Here is an 18,933-nt window from a genome sequence, read left to right on the forward strand (position 1 = left end):
TTGATAGGCCAGATATGGAAGCCCAGTAATGGGTGGAGTTGACTGGTACTAATAGGCCGAGGGCTTGTCCTCAGTTGCTCGCGTCCACTGTGTTGTTCCCAGACAACGAACAGTTGTGCTGGCTGAACAGTTTCACTTACTTAATTGAAGAGTGTGCTTGTTCGCTGCCCTGTTCAAGGCCCCGTTTAATCGCGGGGAGTCTGAAAGGGTTTCGGTGGTCATAGCGTGAGGGAAACGCCCGGTTACATTCCGAACCCGGAAGCTAAGCCTTTCAGCGCCGATGGTACTGCAGGGGGGACCCTGTGGGAGAGTAGGACGCCGCCGAACAATCTTTGGAGGACCTCTGGTCCCAGCGTTCATGCTGGGACCAGAGGTCCTTATTTGTTTTTCTCAAGCGCGCGCTGAGTACTCGGTTGCGCGAGAATGAATGCGGTACCGCAGACAGGAGCCACCGATGTCCACCAACTCTCCCGACGATCGACCGGAGCGCGACCAGCGCCGCCGGGACAGTGGTGACCGCGGTGGATACCGCGGGGAGCGTCGAGATAGCGATCGCGGTGGCTACGGCCGTCGTGACGATCGCGATCGTGGCGGCCGGCGCTTCGGCGAGCGCAGCGACGACCGCCGGGGCGATCGCCGTGACGACCGTCGTGAGGGCGACCGCGGTGACCGTGTTGGGTTCCGCCGCGACGACCGCAGGGACGACCGACGCGGCGGTTTCCGACGCGACGACGACCGCGGTGGGTTCCGCCGTGATGACGACCGTGGTGGGTTCCGTCGTGATGATCGCCGCGATGATCGGCGTGACGGCGAGCGCGGTGGGTTCCGTCGTGACGACAGCCGCGGAGGCGGCTATCGCGGACGTGACGACCGCGACCGCGATCGTGGTGGACGACCTGCGCTCCGTCGGGACGACCGGCCTGGTGCGCCGCGTCGGGACGAGCGTCGCGACGACCGTGACGGCGGGTTCCGTAGGGAGGGCGACCGTCAGGGCTTCCGCCGCGATGACCGGCGTGAGGGGTATCGCGCCGACCGTGGCGGCTTCCGTCGTGACGATCGGCGGGACGACCGTCGCGAGGGCGACCGCGGTGACCGCGGTGGCTTCCGTCGTGACGACCGCCGTGACGACCGTCGCGAGGGCGACCGCGGTGACCGCGGCGGCTTCCGCCGCGACGACCGCCGGGACGACCGTCGTGATGGCGACCGCGGTGGGTTCCGCCGTGACGACCGCGGCGACCGCGGCGAGCGTGGCGGTTTCCGGCGTGACGACGACCGGGGTGGCTTCCGTCGCGGCGATCGCCACGACGACCGGCGTGATGACCGTCGTGACGGCGACCGGGGCGAGCGCGGTGACCGCGGCGGGTTCCGCCGTGACGACAGCCGCCGTGACGACAGCCGCGGAGGCGGCTTCCGCGGACGCGACGACCGCCGTGACGACCGTGGCCGTGACGACCGCGGACGTGGCCCGCGTCGGGACGACAGCCGGGGCCGCCCCGGTGGCTTCCGCGGACGCGACGACCGCCGTGACGACCGGCGTGGCGGCGGCCGGTTCCGTGACGAGCGCGGCCGGGACCGCGACAGGGACCGCGACCGCGAGCCCATCAAGCGGCTGCCGATCCCCGAGGACGTCACGGGCGAGGAGATCGACAAGGACGTACGGCAGGAGCTGCAGAGCCTGCCCAAGACGCTTGCCGACGACGTCGCCAGGAACCTGGTGATGGTTGCCCGGCTCATCGACGAGGACCCCGAGGGCGCCTACGCGTACTCGAAGATCGCCCTGCGGCTCGCCTCGCGCGTCGCCGCCGTACGCGAGGCCGCCGGCTTCGCCGCGTACGCGAACCAGAAGTACAGCGAGGCGCTTGCCGAGTTCCGGGCAGCGCGCAGGATGACCGGGCACGTTGAGCTCTGGCCCGTGATGGCCGACTGTGAGCGCGGTCTCGGGCGGCCCGAGAAGGCGCTCGACATGGCCGGTGCGCCCGAGGTGCACAAGCTCGACAAGGCCGGCCAGGTCGAGATGCGGCTGGTCGCGGCGGGCGCCCGGCGCGACATGGGGCAGCTCGACGCGGCCATCGTCACGCTGCAGAGCCCCGAGCTGGCCTCCAACTCCGTGCAGCCCTGGACCGCGCGTCTGCGATACGCGTACGCCGACGCGCTGCTCGCGGTCGGCCGTGAGTCCGAGGCACGCGAGTGGTTCGCGAAGGCCGTCGAGTCCGATAAGGACGGCAGCACGGACGCGTCCGACCGGCTCGCCGAGCTGGACGGTGTCGAGTTCGTCGATGCCCTCGACGAGGGCGAGGACGAGTACGACGGCCGGGGAGACTCGGACGAGCCCCAGGGCGAGCTCTCGGCGGAGTCGGTGGCTGACGAGGACGACGAGAAGCCCGAGGACGACGAGAAGCCCGAGGACGACGAGAAGACGGCGGTCGGCCCGGAAGCCGACGCCGAGGGCGCGCAGCTCAAGGGCGAACAGGCCTGACGGAGCGCAGCACACGAGGGCGGGATCCCGGTAGGGGTCCCGCCCGCCCTTCGCGCTGTTGAGCCTTGGTGGTGCGAGCTGCTCAGTGCGCCAGGCTGCGCAGCACCAGCCCCGTCGCCGGTTTCGGTCCGAAGGACGTGGATTTGCGCGGCATGGTGACACCCTGCCGGGCAAGATCGCGTACGACCTCTTCGCGGACCGGGTGCATCAGCACGGCCGTTCCGCCGTCGCGTTCCGCCTTGGCGATCGTGGCTGCCGTGTCGTGTATGTAGGCGATGTGTTCCGGTGTGTCCGGGATCCGCCAGATGTGGTCGAGCAGGGTGGAGTGCAGGACCGTCGCGTCGAGGGTGCGCCAGGCTTCGGGGCGGTCCTGTGGCACCGTCGCGGCGATGAGCTCGGGAGACAGGCGGTCGACGAGATGGAACCTGCCGCTGCCGCCGCCCGCCGACGGCCCCGCACCCTCGCCGGCGAGGAGGTACGCGTTGCCTTCACGCGCGGCTTCGGCCAGGGCGTCCAGCGCGTAGGACAAGGGGCCCTCGACCGTGCGCACGCGGACGGCGCCCGGCTTCGACTTGAGGGCGGTGAGGGCTTCGGAGAGCGGCAGGCGGTGCAGGAGGCGGTGGATCGCCCTGACGCGCAGCGGATAGCGCGCCGTGTCCACCAGGAGGACGAGACCGAAGTCCCAGGGGCCGGGCGACGGGTGCTCGGAACGCAGACGCAGGTACGTCGCCCAGCGGTGGTGGCCGTCCGCGATCACTGCCTGGTGGCGGGACAGATCCGACCGGATCTCGTCCACATCGGCCGGGTCCGTCACGGCCCACAGGCGGTGGCTGACACCGTCCTCGGTGGTCGTGGCGAGCAGCGGCGGGCGCAGGGCTGTCCGCTCGACGACCGCGGAGGTGCCGCTGTTCCCTCCGACGGCCTTCCCCCGGATGGCCTTCGCGTCCTCCCCGGTGGCGCCGTTGCCGCGGTACGTCAGCAGCAGCGGCTCCAGATTGGCGGCCGTCGCGCGCATCAGGGCCGCGCGGTCCGCGACGATGTGCGGCATCACCTCCTCGTGCGGGAGGACGATGCCCTCCGCCGCCTCCGTCAGGCGCAGCGCGCCGATGACGCCGCGTTGCAGCACGTCGCCGCTGCGCTGCTCGTAGACGTACAGGCCGGGCTCGGGGTCGGGGGCGAGGATGCCCTCCGACAGCCAGCGGGCGAGGGTGTCGGCCGCCTGCTCGTTGCGGGTCTCCGGGCCGTTTTGGGGGAGGATCAGCCGGACGATGTTGTGCGGGTCGGCGGACTCGAGGTGGTGCAGGCCGTCGGGCCGGACGACGACGTCGTACGGCGGTGAGGTGACGGCGGCGAGGCTGCGGACCCGCTCGGGGACGTAGCGCACGCCCCGGAACGGGATCAGGTCGAGGCCGCCCGTCCCGGAAACTGCCGTCTGGCCTGCAATGTCCATTGCTGCATCGTATGTGTGTCAGTGCTGTGCGGGATGATCGGGGGAGTGGAATCGAACGAGGAGCGATGCGTAATGAGCCAGACCGTCCCGATCCCCAGGACGCGGCCCGAGGCAAGCGCGCGGGCGCTGAGCGATGCGTACGACACGGCGCTGCTCGACCTGGATGGCGTGGTGTATGCGGGCGGCCACGCGATCGCGCACGCCGTCGAGTCGCTCGGCACGGCCCGGGACGGCGGGATGCATTTGGCGTACGTGACCAACAACGCGCTGCGTACGCCGGACGCCGTGGCCGCGCATCTGACGGAGCTCGGGATTCCGACGGCGGCTTCGGACGTCATCACCTCGGCTCAGGCCGTGGCCCGGCTCATCAGCGATCAGGTTCCGCAGGGCGCACGTGTGTTGGTGGTCGGCGGGGACGGGCTGCGGGTCGCTCTGCGTGAGCGGGGTCTCGAGCCGGTGGAGTCCGCGGACGACGATCCGGTGGCGGTGGTGCAGGGGTACGGCGGTCCTGAGCTGCCCTGGGGACGGTTCGCTGAGGCCTGTTACGCGATCGCGCGCGGGGTGCCGTGGTTCGCGTCCAACACCGATCTCACGATCCCGAGTGCCCGGGGCATCGCGCCGGGCAACGGAGCGGCGGTGGAGGTCGTCCGGATCGCCACGGGCGCGGTGCCCCAGGTGGCCGGTAAGCCGCTGCCTCCCATGCACCGGGAGACGATCCTGCGGACCGGGGCCGAGCGGCCGCTCGTCGTGGGCGACCGGCTGGACACGGACATCGAGGGCGCGTTCAACGGCGGCGTGGACTCGCTGCTCGTGCTGACCGGGGTGACCGACGGCGCCCAGCTGCTGGCAGCCGTGCCCGAGCACCGGCCGACGTATGTCGACGCCGATCTGCGGGGCCTGCTCACCGGGCAGCCGGAGGTCCTCGCGGACGGTGGAGGGTTCCGCTGCGGTGGCTGGACGGCGACGGCGCGGGAGGAGCGGCTGGAGCTGGACGGTGGCGGTGCCGCGGTCGACGGGCTGCGGGCGCTGTGCGCGGCGGCCTGGACGGCGGCCGGGGACGGCGCCTGCCGGTTGGACGGAGAGAAGGCGCTGGCGCGGCTCGGGCTCTGAGTACGTCCGATTGCGGAGGCTGAGCTGCGAGCGCCGAGTTGGGAAAGGACAGCAGCGGATCGAGGAGGGATAGCAGGGTAGGCTAACCTAACCGGGTGTTGGTCGACAGTCCTCCCGAACAGCGCGCGGAGACCGCCCCCGCGCCCCCCAACCGCCGGGCGATACGCGCCGCCGGGCTTCTCGTCTCGCTCGGCGTGCTGCTGGCCGTCGCCGTGGCGAGCATCGCGATCGGCGCCAAACACCTGCCCGTGGACCAGGTGTGGCACGGGCTGTTCGAGGACTCGGGGACGTACAGCGACGTCGTCGTCCGCGAGCGGCTGTCGCGTACGGTGCTGGGTCTGCTCGTCGGGGCGGCGCTGGGTCTGGCCGGGGCCGTCCTGCAGGCGCTCACCCGCAACCCGCTCGCCGATCCCGGGCTGCTGGGCATCAATGCGGGGGCCTCTGCCGCCGTCGTCACCGCCATCACCTTCTTCGGCGTCACCTCACTGACCGGCTATGTGTGGTTCGCCTTCGCCGGGGCCGCGATCGTCGGCGTGCTGGTCTACGCGCTGGGCGGCAGCCGCGGCGCCACGCCCGTCCGGCTCGCGCTCGCCGGCACCGCGCTCACCGCGGCGCTCAACGGTTATCTGCAGGCCGTCATGATCATGGACAGTGCGGCGCTGGGCAAGATGCGCTTCTGGACGGTCGGTTCTCTGGGCTCGGCGACCAACACGACCATCATGCAGGTCCTGCCGTTCCTGGCCGTGGGCTCCGTGCTGGCGCTGGGCCTCGCCCGGCCGCTCAACGCCGTGGCCATGGGTGACGACACCGCCCGGGCACTGGGCGCGCATCTGACCCGCACTCGCGCGCTGTCCATGGTCGCCGCGACGTTGCTGTGCGGGGCCGCTACCGCCGCCTGCGGGCCGATCGCGTTCGTCGGGCTGATGGTGCCGCACGTTGTGCGCTCCTTCACCGGGCCCGACCTGCGGTGGATCCTGCCGTACGCGGCCGTCCTCTCTCCCGTGCTGCTCCTCGGCGCCGACGTGATCGGCCGGATCGTCGCCCGGCCCGCCGAACTCCAGGTCGGCATCGTCACCGCGGTCATCGGCGGCCCGGTCTTCATCTATCTCGTACGACGGCGGAGGACGGCGCAGCTGTGAAGTCCACACGAAGCCAGACCGCAGCAACAGGCAGCGCGGCACCCAACAGCGGCCGGTCGCTGCGCATCCGGGCCGTGCGCACCCGTGGCGGGCTCTCCGTCCGGCTGGATGTCCGGGCGCTCACGGTCGTCGTACTGCTGATCGCGGCCGCGCTCCTGGCGAGCGTCGTGCTCATCGGCACCGGCGACTTCCCCATACCCGCGTCCGACGTGATCCGTACGCTCATGGGGAACGGCAACGCCGGACAGGAGTTCATCGTCAACGAACTGCGGCTGCCGCGCGTCCTCGTCGGACTGCTCGTGGGTGCCGCGCTCGGACTCGGCGGAGCGCTGTTCCAGTCCATCTCCCGCAACCCGCTGGGCAGTCCGGACGTGCTCGGCCTCGGACAGGGGTCGGCCGCCGGAGCGCTCATCGTCATCGTCCTGTTCAAGGGCAGCGCGCTCCAGGTCGCCGGGGGCTCGCTCGCCGGCGGTCTCGTGACCGGTCTTGCCATCTATGTGCTCGCCTGGAAGCGGGGTGTGCACGGCTATCGGTTGGTCCTGGTCGGCATAGGCGTGTCAGCCGTCGTCACGGCCGTCAACGGCTATCTGCTCACGAAGGCCGACCTCGTCGACGCGGCCCGGGCCGTCGTGTGGATGACCGGTTCCCTCAACGGGCGTGGCTGGGAACAGGTCTGGCCGCTGCTCGGGCTGTGCGCCGTCCTCGTGCCGCTCGTGCTCGCCAACGCCCGGCCGCTGCGCATGCTGGAGATGGGCGACGACGTCGCGTACGCGCTCGGGGTACGTGTCGAACGTACGCGCATGCTGCTCATGCTGTCCGCGGTGCTGCTCACCGCGGTCGCGACCGCCGCCGCGGGGCCTGTCGGCTTCGTCGCGCTCACCGCGCCGCAGCTCGCGAGGCGGCTGACGCGCTCGCCCGGCCCCAACCTGGTGCCCGCGATGTGCATGGGTGCCGCCCTGCTGATCGTCGCGGACTGGGCCTCGCAGCGGGCGTTCGGCGCGGACCAGCTGCCCGTCGGCGTGGTGACCGGTGTGCTAGGCGGCGGCTATCTGCTGTGGCTGCTCGTCACGGAGCGGAAGGCGGGACGGGTATGACCAGGCCGCCGTCCGGGCGGCCCGCACCCCGGCCCACCGACTCGAAGACCACCTCTAGGAGTGCCTCAGTGAACCGGCTCATCGCCGACGACGTCACCCTCGGCTACGACCAGCGCGTCATCGCGGAGAAGCTGTCGGTCGAGATACCCGACAACTCGTTCACCGTCATCGTGGGGCCCAACGCCTGCGGCAAGTCCACGCTGTTGCGGGCGCTGTCACGGATGCTCAAGCCGGCGCATGGACGGGTGCTGCTCGACGGGCAGGTCATCCAGTCCATGCCCGCCAAGAAGGTGGCCCGTACGCTCGGGCTGCTGCCGCAGTCGTCGATCGCGCCGGACGGGATCACGGTCGGCGACCTGGTGGCGCGCGGGCGCTATCCGCATCAGGGCCTGCTGCGTCAGTGGTCGTCCGACGACGAGCGGATCGTGCGTGAGTCGATGGAGTCGACCGGTGTCGCCGATCTGGCGGATCGCTATGTCGACGAACTTTCCGGCGGTCAGCGGCAGCGCGTCTGGATCGCCATGGCCCTCGCCCAGCAGACGCCTCTGCTGCTCCTCGACGAGCCGACGACATACCTGGACATCCAGCACCAGATCGACGTACTCGACCTCTGTGCCGAACTCCACGAGGAGCAGGGGCGGACGCTGGTCGCGGTGCTGCACGACCTCAACCACGCGGCCCGGTACGCCACCCACCTCATCGCTCTGCGCGGTGGCGAGGTGATTGCGGAGGGCGCGCCGTCCGACATCGTGACGGCGGAGCTCATCGAGCAAGTGTTCGGGATGCGGTGTCAGGTCATCGACGACCCGGAGACCGGCACGCCCCTGATGGTGCCGGCGGCACGGAAGCGGCGCGCGGCCACTGCTGGCAGTGGTGCGGTTACAGCAGGCTCCTGAGGCGGAACAGGTCGAACAGCCCTGCCTCCAGCCTCACCCTGCCCGAACCCCACGCCTTCGCGAAGTTGAGCTCGCCGTTGACGAGGGCGACCAGGTCGTCGCCGGCCATGGCGAGCCGGATCTGAGCCTTCTCGGGCGGAGGGCCCTGCAGCGTGTCCAGCACCTCGATCCGGCCGCCCACGAGGCGGCCGGTGAACGTGATGTCGAGATCGGGGATATGGCAGCTCAGCGAGCGGTCCAGCTCCGCAGCCTTGCGTACGGAGCCGTCGGCACCCGCCATGTTGTCGGAGAGCTTCTCGAGCGCGCTGAGGCACTCCTCTTTCGTGGCCATCGCGATCGACGGTACCCCAGCGCTTCGCGGTAGCGTCAGGGCATGAACGACTCAGTGCCGGGGCCCGGGGTGTACGAGCCCAGAGAGGCCAGCGAGGCCCAGGAGGCGGTCGGGCCTGGTGCCCACGTGACTCATGAGGCCGATGAGGCTGAGGCGAGGACTGCTGAGAGCACGGAGGCCTACGAGCCGGCCGGTCCCGCCCTCCTCGGCGTGTCCCGCACCCCCACCGGCGACGCCGACATCGATGCGCAGCTCGAGCGGCTGGCCGACGCCGACCACCTCGCCACGGACGGGCACCTCGAGGTGTACGAGGATGTACATCGCGGGCTGCGCGACGCGCTGACCGCGCTCGACGCACGCCCTGGCACACCTGGGCCGCCCGGTCCGCAGGGGCCGCGCGGATCCTCGGGGCCGCCGGGACCCCCGACGTCGTACGGAAATTCCTACGGAAACAGGAGCTGAACCGAACGTGGCAGGAGTCGCACGCCGCCGCCTCGACGCCGAGCTGGTCCGCCGCAAGCTCGCCCGCTCGCGCGAGCACGCGAGCCAGCTGATCGCCGCCGGGCGCGTGACGGTCGGCGGCAACACCGCGACCAAGTCCGCCACGCAGGTGGAGACCGCCGCGGCCATCGTCGTCGCCAAGGACGACAGCGACCCCGACTACGTCTCGCGCGGCGGCCACAAGCTCGCGGGCGCGCTGAAGGCCTTCGTACCGCTCGGCCTGGAGGTGGAGGGACGGCGGGCACTGGACGCCGGCGCGTCGACGGGCGGCTTCACGGACGTCCTGCTGAGGGCCGGTGCGGTACAGGTCGTCGCCGTCGACGTCGGCTACGGACAACTGGCCTGGTCACTCCAGAGCGATGAACGCGTCGTCGTCAAGGACCGTACGAACGTGCGCGAGTTGACGCTGGACACGATCGATGGAGAGCCCGTGGACCTGGTGGTCGGAGATCTGTCCTTCATCCCGCTCGGCCTGGTGCTGCCCGCGCTGGTGCGGTGCGCCGCGCCCGATGCGGACCTGGTGCTGATGGTCAAGCCGCAGTTCGAGGTCGGCAAGGAGCGGCTGGGCAGCGGCGGCGTCGTACGCAGCCCTGAGCTGCGGGCCGAGGCGGTACGCGGGGTGGCGCGGCAGGCGGCGAAACTGGGGCTCGGCGTGCGGGGCGTCACGGCGAGCCCGCTGCCGGGTCCTTCGGGGAACGTCGAGTACTTTCTGTGGCTGCGCGCCGGGGCGCCCGATCTCGACCCGGCCGATGTCGACCGAGCAGTTGCGGAGGGGCCGAGGTGACCGAGACCGGACGTACGGTGTTCCTGCTCGCCCACACGGGGCGGCCTGCGGCCATCCGCAGCGCGGAACTCGTCGTGAAAGGGCTGCAGCGCTGCGGCCTGGGCGTGCGTGTCCTGGAGGCGGAGGCCGCCGATCTGCCGCTGCCGTCCTCCGTCGAGCTGGTGCCGGAGGCCACGCCCGAGGCGCTCGACGGCTGTGAACTGCTGATCGTGCTCGGGGGCGACGGGACGCTGCTGCGCGGTGCCGAGTTCGCCCGCGCCTCGGGCGTGCCGATGCTCGGCGTCAACCTCGGCCGTGTCGGCTTCCTCGCGGAGGCCGAGCGGGACGACCTGGAGAAGGTGGTCGACCGAGTGGTGACGAAGGAGTACGAGGTCGAGGAGCGCATGACCGTCGATGTCGTCGTGCACAGCAACGGCGACGTCGTGCACACCGACTGGGCGCTCAACGAGGCCGCCGTGCAGAAGATGTCGGCGGAGCGGATGCTCGAGGTCGTCCTCGAGATCGACGGGCGGCCGGTGACGGGTTTCGGCTGCGACGGCATCGTGTGCGCCACGCCCACCGGGTCGACGGCGTACGCGTTCTCGGCCGGCGGGCCCGTGGTGTGGCCGGAGGTGGAGGCGCTGCTGATGGTGCCGATCAGTGCGCATGCTTTGTTCGCGAAGCCGTTGGTGACCTCGCCGGATTCGGTGCTGGCCGTGGAGGTGCAGCCGCACACCCCGCACGGGGTGTTGTGGTGTGACGGGCGGCGGACGCTGGAGCTTCCGCCGGGGGCGCGGGTTGTGGTGAGCCGGGGGGCGGTGCCGGTGCGGTTGGCTCGGCTGCATCATGCGTCGTTCACGGACCGGTTGGTTGCGAAGTTCGCGTTGCCGGTTTCGGGGTGGCGGGGGGCGCCGCATTAGCCCTGCGGGCGGGCTCGCGTCTTCCTGGGGGCTCTACTTTTCGGGGCGCCCGCCGTCGTGGGCTGTGCCCACCCTCCCCCAGCTACCGCTGGGAGGTGCCCCCAGCCCTGCGGAACGCCTGCCCACAGCGGTGGGGCCCCTCCAGCGGGTGATGTAGGGCTTCGGTACCTGCGGGTTCTCGGAAGGGAGGCGGGGGCCGTCGCACAGGTGGGCCCCGACCTCGTAAGGTCTTGTCCGTGTTGGAGGAGATGCGGATACGGTCGCTCGGAGTCATCGACGACGCTGTCGTCGAGCTGTCGCCCGGTTTCACCGCCGTGACGGGCGAGACCGGTGCGGGCAAGACAATGGTGGTCACCAGCCTCGGCCTGCTGCTGGGCGGGCGCGCCGACCCGGCGCTCGTGCGGATCGGTGCCAAGTCGGCAGTCGTCGAGGGGCGGATCACCGTACCCGCGGAATCGTCTGCTCTCGTACGCGCTGAGGAGGCGGGTGCCGAGCTTGACGACGGTGCGTTGCTGATCAGCCGTACCGTCTCCGCGGAGGGACGGTCGCGGGCGCATCTGGGCGGGCGTTCCGTGCCCGTGGGGGTGCTGTCCGAGCTCGCCGACGAGCTCGTCGCCGTGCACGGCCAGACCGACCAGCAGGGGCTGCTCAAGCTGTCCCGGCAGCGGCAGGCCCTCGACCGGTACGCGGGTGACGCGGTCGCCGTGCCGCTCGCCAAGTACACGGCGGCGTACCGCCGGCTGCGTGCCGTCACGGTGGAGCTCGACGAGATCACCACGCGCGCGCGGGAGCGTGCGCAGGAAGCCGACATGCTGCGCTTCGGCCTCGACGAGATCGCGGCCGTCGAGCCGCGCGCGGGCGAGGACGCCGAGCTGGCCGCCGAGGCGGAGCGGCTGGGCCACGCGGAGGCCCTCGCCTCCGCCGCCGCGGCCGCGCACGCCGCGCTCGCGGGCAATCCCGAGGACCCGGAGGGCGTGGACGCGGCGACGCTCGTAGCGGGCGCGCACCGGGCGCTGGACGCCGTACGGTCCCACGACCCCGCCCTCGCCGGGCTCGCCGAGCGGATCGGCGAGATCGGGATCCTGCTGGGCGATGTGGCGGGGGAGCTCGCCGGGTACGCCGACGACCTCGACGCCGACCCGTTGCGGCTGGCCGCGGTCGAGGAGCGGCGGGCCGCGCTCAACCAGCTGACGCGCAAGTACGGCGAGAACATCGACGCCGTGCTCGTCTGGGCCGAGCAGAGCGCCGCCCGGCTCACCGAACTCGACGGCGACGACGAGCGGATCGGTGAGCTGACGGCGGAGCGGGACGCCCTGCGTGACGAACTGGCCGGGCTTGCCGAGGCGTTGACGGAGGCACGTGCGGAGGCCGCCGAGCGGTTCGGCGCCGCGGTCACCGCCGAGCTCGCCTCGCTCGCGATGCCGCACGCGCGCGTGACGCTCGACATCCGGCAGACCGAGGTGGCCGAGGACGGCGACGGGGTCGAGGTAGGCGGGCGGACGGTCGCGTACGGGCCCTCGGGCGTCGACGAGGTCGAACTGCTGCTCGCTCCGCACCCGGGGGCGCCACCGCGGCCCATCGCCAAGGGAGCGTCGGGCGGTGAGCTGTCGCGTGTGATGCTCGCGGTCGAGGTGGTCTTCGCGGGCACCGATCCCGTGCCGACGTACCTCTTCGACGAGGTCGACGCCGGCGTCGGCGGCAAGGCGGCGGTCGAGATCGGCCGCCGGCTCGCCAAGCTCGCCAAGTCCGCCCAGGTCGTCGTCGTCACGCATCTGCCCCAGGTGGCAGCGTTCGCCGACCGCCAGTTGCTCGTGGAGAAGACCAACGACGGTTCCGTGACCCGGTCCGGGGTCAAGGTCCTCGAGGGCGAGGAGCGCGTCCGCGAACTCTCGCGCATGCTGGCCGGTCAGGAGGACTCCGAGACGGCACGGGCGCATGCGGAGGAGCTGCTGGCGGCGGCGCGCGCGGACGGCTAGTCGGCCCGTCGTCCGGGCGGCCGAGCCGTCTCCGTAAGGTGGCGGGCATGATCGGAAAGTTCAGCAGGGCTGCCGCGTTCGGGCTTTCCGCGGGGATCACCCGCGCTGTGGCTGGGGAGTTGCGGCGCCGGTCGCCCGGCGGCGCCGCGCGCTGGGAGCGTACGAACCACGCCGGGCGCACCGTGCATCTGGGGGCCGGGCCCGCCGTCGTCGCGGGGGCCGCTGTCGGCGTGCTGCCTGCCCGTACGCGCGGTGCCGCCGCGTTGGCCGTGCTGGCGGCCGGGGCGTGCGGGGCGTACGACGACGTCGCCGGTGCCGGTGACCCCCGGCGCGGGTTCCGTGCGCATCTGTCCGCGCTGCGCGACGGCGAGGTGACCAGCGGTGCGGTGAAGCTGTTCGGCATCTCGGCGGCCGGGCTCGCCGCCGGGGCGCTGCTCAAGGAGCGTCCCCTGGACAGGCTTCTGGCGGGCGTGGTGATCGCCGGCACCGCACACTTCGTCAATCTCGTGGACGTACGGCCGGGAAGAGCTGCTGCCGCGGTGCTCGCCCTGGGCGCACCCGGACTGCTGCGGAGAGGGTCGGCCGGGGTGCTGCGGAGAGGGTCGGCCGGGGTGCTGTCCGCGGCGTCCGTCGGGGCGGCCGCCGCCGTGCTCCCCGACGACGTCGCCGAGCGCACGATGATCGGCGACGCCGGTGCGCACGCACTGGGCGCGGCCTTGGGCGCCGCGATCGTCGCGGGCAACGGGCGCGCGGGCCTCATGGCGCACGCGGCCGGGCTCGTTGCGGCGGCGGTGTACGGCGACAAGGTGAGCGAGGTTGCGCGGCAGGTCGGCAGGGCGCCGACGGTGGTGGGCTGATTCGGTTTTCAGACGAAAACGGCCATGGGGTCGCCCAATTGGGTGATCTGATAGTGGTGTGTTGCCCGCTCCGACACGGTGGTGGTCATCGGCCGGTGCCGGAACGTCCGTACGGGCTGGCATCCTTGAGGCTGTACGTCAACCCATCACGCCCCGCCACCCAGGCGGTACGACCCTTCATTACCGTCCTACGCCGCCCCAGGAGCCCGGCCACAGTGAGCAGCCACACACCGCAGGGCCACTCACCGCTGCGCACCGTGCAGGTGCTCGGCGGGGGCAGCGGGGGCAGCAGCGTCCATGTCCGCTCGCTGGCCGCCGGCCTCGTCGCCCGGGGCGTACGGGTCACCGTCTGCGCCCCCGCCGAGGTCGCCCGAGGGCTGGGCTTCCGGGAGGCGGGCGCCCAGCACATCCCCGTGCCGCGCCGCAGCGACCCGGCGTCCGTGGCCGCGCTGCGCCTGGCCTGCGCGGATGCCGATCTGGTGCACGCGCACGGACTGAACGCGGCCGTCCGTGCCGCACTCGCCCTCAGCGGCCGCCGCACCCCGCTCGTCGTCACCTGGCACACACGCACGCACGCAGAGGGCGCGCGCGCCCACCTGCTGCGCCTGCTCGAGCGCCGGGTCGCCAGGTCCGCCTCGGTCGTGCTCGGCACCTCGTCGGATCTGGTCGACCGGGCCCGCCGCCGGGGTGCGCGTGACGCGCGGCTCGCGGCCGTCGCGTTCCCCGTGCCGCCCCGGGCCGGAAGCCCGGCGGGCGCGGACGACGACGCCGATCGGCCGCTGCACAAGGCACGTGCCGAACTGGGCGCCATCGAACGCCCGTTGCTCATGGCCGTCGGCGCCCTCGAACCGCACCGTGGCTACGAGACGCTGCTGGACGCCACGCGCGCGTGGCGGCACCTCGACCCCGTACCGCTCGTGGTCGTCGCCGGAGAGGGGCCGTTGCGAGGTGCGCTTCAACGCCGTATCGAGGACGAGGGGCTGCCCGTACGCATTCTCGGCCGACGCGACGACGTACCCGAACTGCTCGCGGCCGCCGACGTCGCGCTGCTGCCCAGCCCTTGGGAGGCACGCTCCGTCCTCGCGCAGGAGGCGCTTCACGCGCGCGTGCCGCTCGTCGCGACGGCCGTGGGCGGCGTGCCCGATCTGGTCGGGAACGCGGCGGAACTCATCCCGCCCGGCGACCCGGAGGCGCTCGCCGAGACGGTCGTACGCCTGCTCGCCGACCCCGAGCGCAGGGATCAGCTCAGGGAACTGGGCGAGGCCCAGGCGGCCACCTGGCCGACGGAGGACGAGACGGTCGCTCAAGTCCTGAGCGTCTACGACGAGTTGACGGGGACGCTGACGGTGTAGCGCGCGCCGGCCGGCGAAAAGTCCGAGCCGACCGCGATCACGGCGCGTATCTCCGCGCCCGCAGCGCGAGGCTCAGGGCGAGCACCGTCTGCGGGTCGTCCAGGTCCGTGCCGAGGAGCTCGCCGATGCGGGCCAGGCGGTTGTAGAGGGTCTGCCGGTTGAGGTGCAGTTCGCGGGCCGTCTCCGCCTTGCGGCCCGCGTGGGCCAGATACGTCTCCAGTGTCGGCAGAAGCGGCGGCTTCGAGCGGCGGTCGTGGTCGCGCAGCGGGCCGATCGCGCGGTCGACGAAGGCCGCGAGGTCCGGGTGGTCGCGCAGGCGCCACAGCAGAAGATCGATGTCCAGGCGCTGTGCGTCGTACCACGGCCGGTCGGGCAGGCCCTGCGCCGCCGTCGCCGTCTCGGCGGCATGCCGCATCCCCGCCGACGCGGCCGCCCAGCCGCCCGCGACGCCGACCACCACGACCGGCGGCTGCCCGCCGGCCCGCTGCATGCCCGCGCGTTCCACACCGGCCCGCAGCGCCGCCGCGACCCGGTCCGCGACGGCCGTGCGCTCGGACTCGGAGCGCAGCGCCAGCAGCAGCGGCACACGCCCCTCGACCGGGCGTACGCCCAGCAGCACCGGCACGCCCACCGACGCCAGCTCCTCCGCGACGGCACGGGCCAGGACGGCCCAGCCGCCGCCCGGCGCGAGCCCGGCGGGTCCGTCGGGGAAGCGCATCACGACCGGCAGCAGCGGCGCCTCGCCGGGCTTGAAACCCAGCACCCGGGCCTGCGCCGGAGCGTCCTCGGCGGCGATACGGCCCTCCGCGAGGTCGGTGAGGAAGTCGCCGCGGCCGCGCGCGGCCAGCTCCTCCTCCTGGCGGGCCTGCATCAGGACGACGGCGAGGATGCCCGCCGCCCGCTCCGCCGCCATGCGGTGGACGGGCTCGGCCGGGCCCGCGACCGCGAGCATCACCAGGCGGGCCCGCACCGCGCCCGTCGGCCCGTGCCCGCCGCCGGGTCCGCTCGCGGGGCCGCCGCGCGGGCCGCCGTTGCCGGGGCCGGACCCCGGACCGCTGCCGGCCGGACCTCCTCCGCCCGGCCCGCCCCCCGGCACATCCACGATCACGGCACTGGCGGGCGGCCCCTGTTCCCTGGCGGCCTCGCGAGCCGCCCGGCCGCCCCGCAGCCCGTCCCACACCTGCAGCGGATCCGTCCCCGCGGGCCCGGCCCCGGCGGCGTACAGGAGCTGCCCGTCCGGCGTCTCCAGGAACACCGGGTTGCCGCTGAAGTCCGCCAGAATGCTCAGCACCTGGGGAACCCCGCCGCCGCCCAGCAGCGCCTCGGTGCACCGCCGGTGCACCTCCTCGGCCCGCTGCAGCAGCGCGTAGTGGCCGTTGACGATCTCGGTGTGCACCTCCTCCGTGACGGCCACGAACGGCACCTCGCGGTGCAGCTGCACCAAGGGCAGACCGACCGTCCGCGCGGTCTCGACCATGGCCGCGGGCAGACGTGGGAAGCGCGGCCCGAGTTCGACGACGAGTGCCGCGATGCCGCGCTCGGCGAGCCCCCGTACGAAGGCCCGCTGTTCGGCGGGGCGGCTGCCGAGCCCGAGCCCCGTCGTCAGCAGCAGCTCGCCGCCCTTGAGCAGCGAGGCGATGTTGGGTGCCTCGCCCGCATGCACCCAGCGGACGGTGCGCTGCAGCCGGTCGGCCCCGGCGAGGACCTCCGGAAGCCCGCTGCGCAGCCCCGGCAGCTCGAGTGCCCGCTGCACGGTGATACCGCCCTGCGTCTCCATCGTCCGGACGTTACCCGGGCCTGTGAGCCGGCGACATCTGCCCCTCGTCACGCGCGACGGTGCCGGCGCGCACGGGGCCTCGGCCACCGTGCGCGCACCCCTGCCCGGTCAGCCTCCGTAAGCCCCCGAAGCCGTGAGCCGCAGCGCCGTGTCGATCAACGGCACGTGGCTGAACGCCTGCGGGAAGTTCCCCACCTGCCGCTGCAGCTTCGGATCCCACTCCTCCGCCAGCAGGCCCAGGTCGTTGCGCAGGGACAGCAGCTTCTCGAAGAGGCGGCGGGCCTCGTCCACGCGGCCGATCATCGCCAGGTCGTCCGCCATCCAGAAGGAGCAGGCGAGGAAGGCGCCCTCGTCGCCCGCCAGGCCGTCCACGCCCGCGTCGTCGCCCGCAGTGGGGTAGCGCAGGATGAAGCCGTCGGGAGTCGACAGCTCGCGCTGGATGGCCTCGATGGTGCCGATGACCCGCTTGTCGTCAGGAGGCAGGAAGCCCATCTGGGGGATCAGCAGGAGCGAGGCGTCGAGCTCCTGAGAGCCGTAGGACTGGGTGAAGGTGTTGCGCTCCTTGTCGTAGCCCTTCTCGCACACGTCGCGGTGGATGTCGTCGCGCAGCTCGCGCCACTTGTCCACCGGGCCGTCCACGTCGCCGGACTCGATGAGCTTGATGGTGCGGTCGACCGCGACCCAGGCCATCACCTTGGAGTGCACGAAGTGGCGGCGCGGGCCGCGCACCTCCCAGATGCCCTCGTCCGGCTCGTCCCAGTGGTCCTCGAGGTAGTGGATCAGCTTGAGCTGCAGCAGGGACGCGTAGTCGTTGCGGGACAGGCCCGTCATATGGGCCAGGTGCAGGGCCTCGGTGACCTCGCCGTAGACGTCGAGCTGCAGCTGGTTCGCGGCGCCGTTGCCGACCCGGACCGGGCCGGAGTTCTCGTATCCCGGCAGCCAGTCGAGCTCCGCCTCGCCGAGCTCCCGCTCGCCCGCGATGCCGTACATGATCTGCAGGTTCTCGGGGTCGCCCGCGACCGCGCGCAGCAGCCACTCGCGCCAGGCGCGGGCCTCCTCGCGGTAGCCCGTGCGCAGCAGCGAGGACAGGGTGATGGCCGCGTCGCGCAGCCAGGTGTAGCGGTAGTCCCAGTTGCGGACGCCACCGATGTGCTCCGGGAGGGAGGTCGTCGGCGCCGCGACGATGCCGCCGGTCGGGGCGTACGTCAGGGCCTTGAGGGTGATCAGGGAGCGGATGACCGCCTCACGGTAGGGGCCGTGGTACGTGCAGTGCCCCACCCACTCCTTCCAGAACTCCTCGGTCGCCTCGAGCGACTGCTCGGGCTCCGGCAGGGACGGCGGCTCCTTGTGCGAGGGCTGCCAGGAGATGGTGAAGGCGAGGCGCTCGCCGGGGGCCACCGTGAAGTCCGAGTACGTGGTGAGGTCCTTGCCGTACGTCTCCACGGGGGTGTCGAACCACACCGAGTCCGGGCCGGCGACGGCCACCGTACGGTCGCCGATCTTGTGCACCCACGGTGTGATGCGCCCGTACGAGAAACGCATACGCAGGGCCGAGCGCATCTGAACGCGGCCGGTGACGCCCTCGACGATGCGGATCAGCTGAGGTGCGCCGTCACGGGGCGGCATGAAATCAATCACACGGACCGTGCCGCGGGGCGTCTCCCACTCGGATTCGAGGATCAGGGAGTCGCCGCGATAGGTCCGGCGGTTCGCGGTCGGCGGCTCCGCACCTGCCGCGTACGCCGGTCCGAGACGCCAGAAGCCGTGTTCCTCCGTGCCGAGCAGGCCCGCGAAGATGGCATGCGAATCGAAGCGGGGCAGGCACAGCCAGTCGACCGTGCCGTCCCGGCAGACCAGGGCGGCGGTCTGCATGTCTCCGATTAGTGCGTAATCCTCGATGCGCCCGGCCACGTACGTCTCCAGTCAAACGGCCATTGCGCCCTCAGGGGGCGCTTGCTGTGCGGTGAAGGGGAACGATCTTCAAGAAGGAACTGACGAGTTCTTGTTCCGGGAGACGGGCTGGGGTGGTGCCGTTTGCCGGGCTGACTCGGCAGCGAATGTCCGAGCAGGATACGACGCACCGTAGGTCTGCGCGTGCCGCAGCCGTCAACAGTAATGCGCCGAAAGAGTGGGCGCGGGGTGACGTCCGTGGCGAAGTGTGTGCGAGCCGTGTGCGGAGCGTGGCCGGGAGCGGCCACGCCTCGCCGCTGATACCCTGGTAGCCCGTGGACCGGTGGGCATTCTCCGGCGTTGCGAGACCCCCGAACCGCAGCGACGGCACCCCGGAATTC

16 protein-coding genes and 1 rRNA gene are annotated in these 18,933 nt (G+C 72.1%); 13 read left to right on the forward strand and 4 right to left on the reverse strand.

Annotated features, from left to right (window positions below; all coding sequences use genetic code 11):
• The first annotated feature begins 210 nt into the window (after nucleotides 1-210).
• The 3 genes from rrf (at nucleotide 211) to ACWD4J_RS05670 (ending at nucleotide 2,476) form a co-directional block, all read left to right on the forward strand.
• A 5S ribosomal RNA gene (gene rrf, locus ACWD4J_RS05660) occupies nucleotides 211-327 on the forward strand.
• A 5-nt stretch (nucleotides 328-332) separates the two neighbouring features.
• Nucleotides 333-1,718: a hypothetical protein gene (locus ACWD4J_RS05665; RefSeq protein ID WP_451394354.1), complete on the forward strand. Its 1,386-nt coding sequence runs from the start codon at nucleotides 333-335 to the stop codon at nucleotides 1,716-1,718.
• Nucleotides 1,610-2,476 (forward strand): hypothetical protein, encoded by an 867-nt coding sequence (locus tag ACWD4J_RS05670; RefSeq protein WP_451394355.1) that lies wholly within the window; start codon nucleotides 1,610-1,612, stop codon nucleotides 2,474-2,476. Before ACWD4J_RS05665 ends, ACWD4J_RS05670 begins: the two co-directional genes overlap by 109 nt.
• A gap of 82 nt (nucleotides 2,477-2,558) precedes the next feature.
• Here ACWD4J_RS05670 and ACWD4J_RS05675 read toward each other — a convergent pair whose 3' ends face one another.
• Complete coding sequence (locus ACWD4J_RS05675) at nucleotides 2,559-3,926, reverse strand: DUF1015 family protein (protein ID WP_451394028.1); 1,368 nt, start codon at nucleotides 3,924-3,926, stop codon at nucleotides 2,559-2,561.
• 72 nt (nucleotides 3,927-3,998) lie between these two features.
• On the opposite strand from ACWD4J_RS05675, the gene ACWD4J_RS05680 reads away from it, so the two are divergent.
• The 4 genes from ACWD4J_RS05680 to ACWD4J_RS05695 all read left to right on the forward strand — a co-directional run bounded on the left by ACWD4J_RS05680 (nucleotide 3,999) and on the right by ACWD4J_RS05695 (nucleotide 8,165).
• A complete protein-coding gene (locus tag ACWD4J_RS05680) occupies nucleotides 3,999-5,036 on the forward strand; it encodes an HAD hydrolase-like protein (RefSeq protein WP_451394029.1) in 1,038 nt (345 codons plus the stop codon).
• Between the two features lie 95 nt (nucleotides 5,037-5,131).
• Nucleotides 5,132-6,175 (forward strand): FecCD family ABC transporter permease, encoded by a 1,044-nt coding sequence (locus ACWD4J_RS05685; RefSeq protein WP_451394030.1) that lies wholly within the window; start codon nucleotides 5,132-5,134, stop codon nucleotides 6,173-6,175.
• 59 nt (nucleotides 6,176-6,234) lie between these two features.
• Nucleotides 6,235-7,269 (forward strand): FecCD family ABC transporter permease, encoded by a 1,035-nt coding sequence (locus ACWD4J_RS05690; protein WP_451394356.1) that lies wholly within the window; start codon nucleotides 6,235-6,237, stop codon nucleotides 7,267-7,269.
• Nucleotides 7,266-8,165, forward strand: coding sequence for an ABC transporter ATP-binding protein (locus tag ACWD4J_RS05695; RefSeq protein ID WP_451394031.1), 900 nt, complete (start codon nucleotides 7,266-7,268; stop codon nucleotides 8,163-8,165). The genes ACWD4J_RS05690 and ACWD4J_RS05695 overlap by 4 nt, the downstream gene beginning before the upstream one ends.
• Here ACWD4J_RS05695 and ACWD4J_RS05700 read toward each other — a convergent pair.
• Entirely contained in the window at nucleotides 8,149-8,496 is a 348-nt protein-coding gene (locus ACWD4J_RS05700) for a sterol-binding protein (protein ID WP_451394032.1), read from the reverse strand. The two genes, ACWD4J_RS05695 and ACWD4J_RS05700, sit on opposite strands and share 17 nt — an antisense overlap.
• A 42-nt stretch (nucleotides 8,497-8,538) precedes the next feature.
• Here ACWD4J_RS05700 and ACWD4J_RS05705 point away from each other — a divergent pair, with 42 nt between their 5' ends.
• The 6 genes from ACWD4J_RS05705 to ACWD4J_RS05730 all read left to right on the forward strand — a co-directional run bounded on the left by ACWD4J_RS05705 (nucleotide 8,539) and on the right by ACWD4J_RS05730 (nucleotide 14,865).
• Nucleotides 8,539-8,958, forward strand: coding sequence for a hypothetical protein (locus tag ACWD4J_RS05705; protein WP_451394033.1), 420 nt, complete (start codon nucleotides 8,539-8,541; stop codon nucleotides 8,956-8,958).
• Nucleotides 8,959-8,965: 7 nt separating this feature from the next.
• Nucleotides 8,966-9,781 carry a TlyA family RNA methyltransferase gene (locus ACWD4J_RS05710; RefSeq protein ID WP_451394034.1) on the forward strand — a complete coding sequence of 272 codons (816 nt, stop codon included), beginning with the start codon at nucleotides 8,966-8,968 and terminating at the stop codon, nucleotides 9,779-9,781.
• Complete coding sequence (locus tag ACWD4J_RS05715; RefSeq protein WP_451394035.1) at nucleotides 9,778-10,680, forward strand: NAD kinase; 903 nt, start codon at nucleotides 9,778-9,780, stop codon at nucleotides 10,678-10,680. Before ACWD4J_RS05710 ends, ACWD4J_RS05715 begins: the two co-directional genes overlap by 4 nt.
• Before the next feature lie 248 nt (nucleotides 10,681-10,928).
• Nucleotides 10,929-12,656 (forward strand): DNA repair protein RecN, encoded by a 1,728-nt coding sequence (gene recN / locus ACWD4J_RS05720; protein WP_451394357.1) that lies wholly within the window; start codon nucleotides 10,929-10,931, stop codon nucleotides 12,654-12,656.
• Between the two features lie 47 nt (nucleotides 12,657-12,703).
• On the forward strand, nucleotides 12,704-13,513 hold the full coding sequence (locus ACWD4J_RS05725) for a hypothetical protein (RefSeq protein WP_451394036.1): 810 nt from the start codon (nucleotides 12,704-12,706) through the stop codon (nucleotides 13,511-13,513).
• Between the two features lie 215 nt (nucleotides 13,514-13,728).
• Nucleotides 13,729-14,865, forward strand: coding sequence for a glycosyltransferase family 4 protein (locus tag ACWD4J_RS05730; RefSeq protein WP_451394037.1), 1,137 nt, complete (start codon nucleotides 13,729-13,731; stop codon nucleotides 14,863-14,865).
• Between the two features lie 37 nt (nucleotides 14,866-14,902).
• Here the strand turns inward: ACWD4J_RS05730 and ACWD4J_RS05735 are convergent, their stop codons facing one another.
• On the reverse strand, nucleotides 14,903-16,642 hold the full coding sequence (locus ACWD4J_RS05735; RefSeq protein WP_451394038.1) for a PucR family transcriptional regulator: 1,740 nt from the start codon (nucleotides 16,640-16,642) through the stop codon (nucleotides 14,903-14,905).
• Nucleotides 16,643-16,750: 108 nt separating this feature from the next.
• Nucleotides 16,751-18,514 (reverse strand): glycoside hydrolase family 15 protein, encoded by a 1,764-nt coding sequence (locus ACWD4J_RS05740; protein WP_451394039.1) that lies wholly within the window; start codon nucleotides 18,512-18,514, stop codon nucleotides 16,751-16,753.
• Between the last annotated feature and the right edge of the window lie 419 nt (nucleotides 18,515-18,933).

It is taken from the genome of Streptomyces sp. NPDC002577 (genome assembly GCF_053594815.1).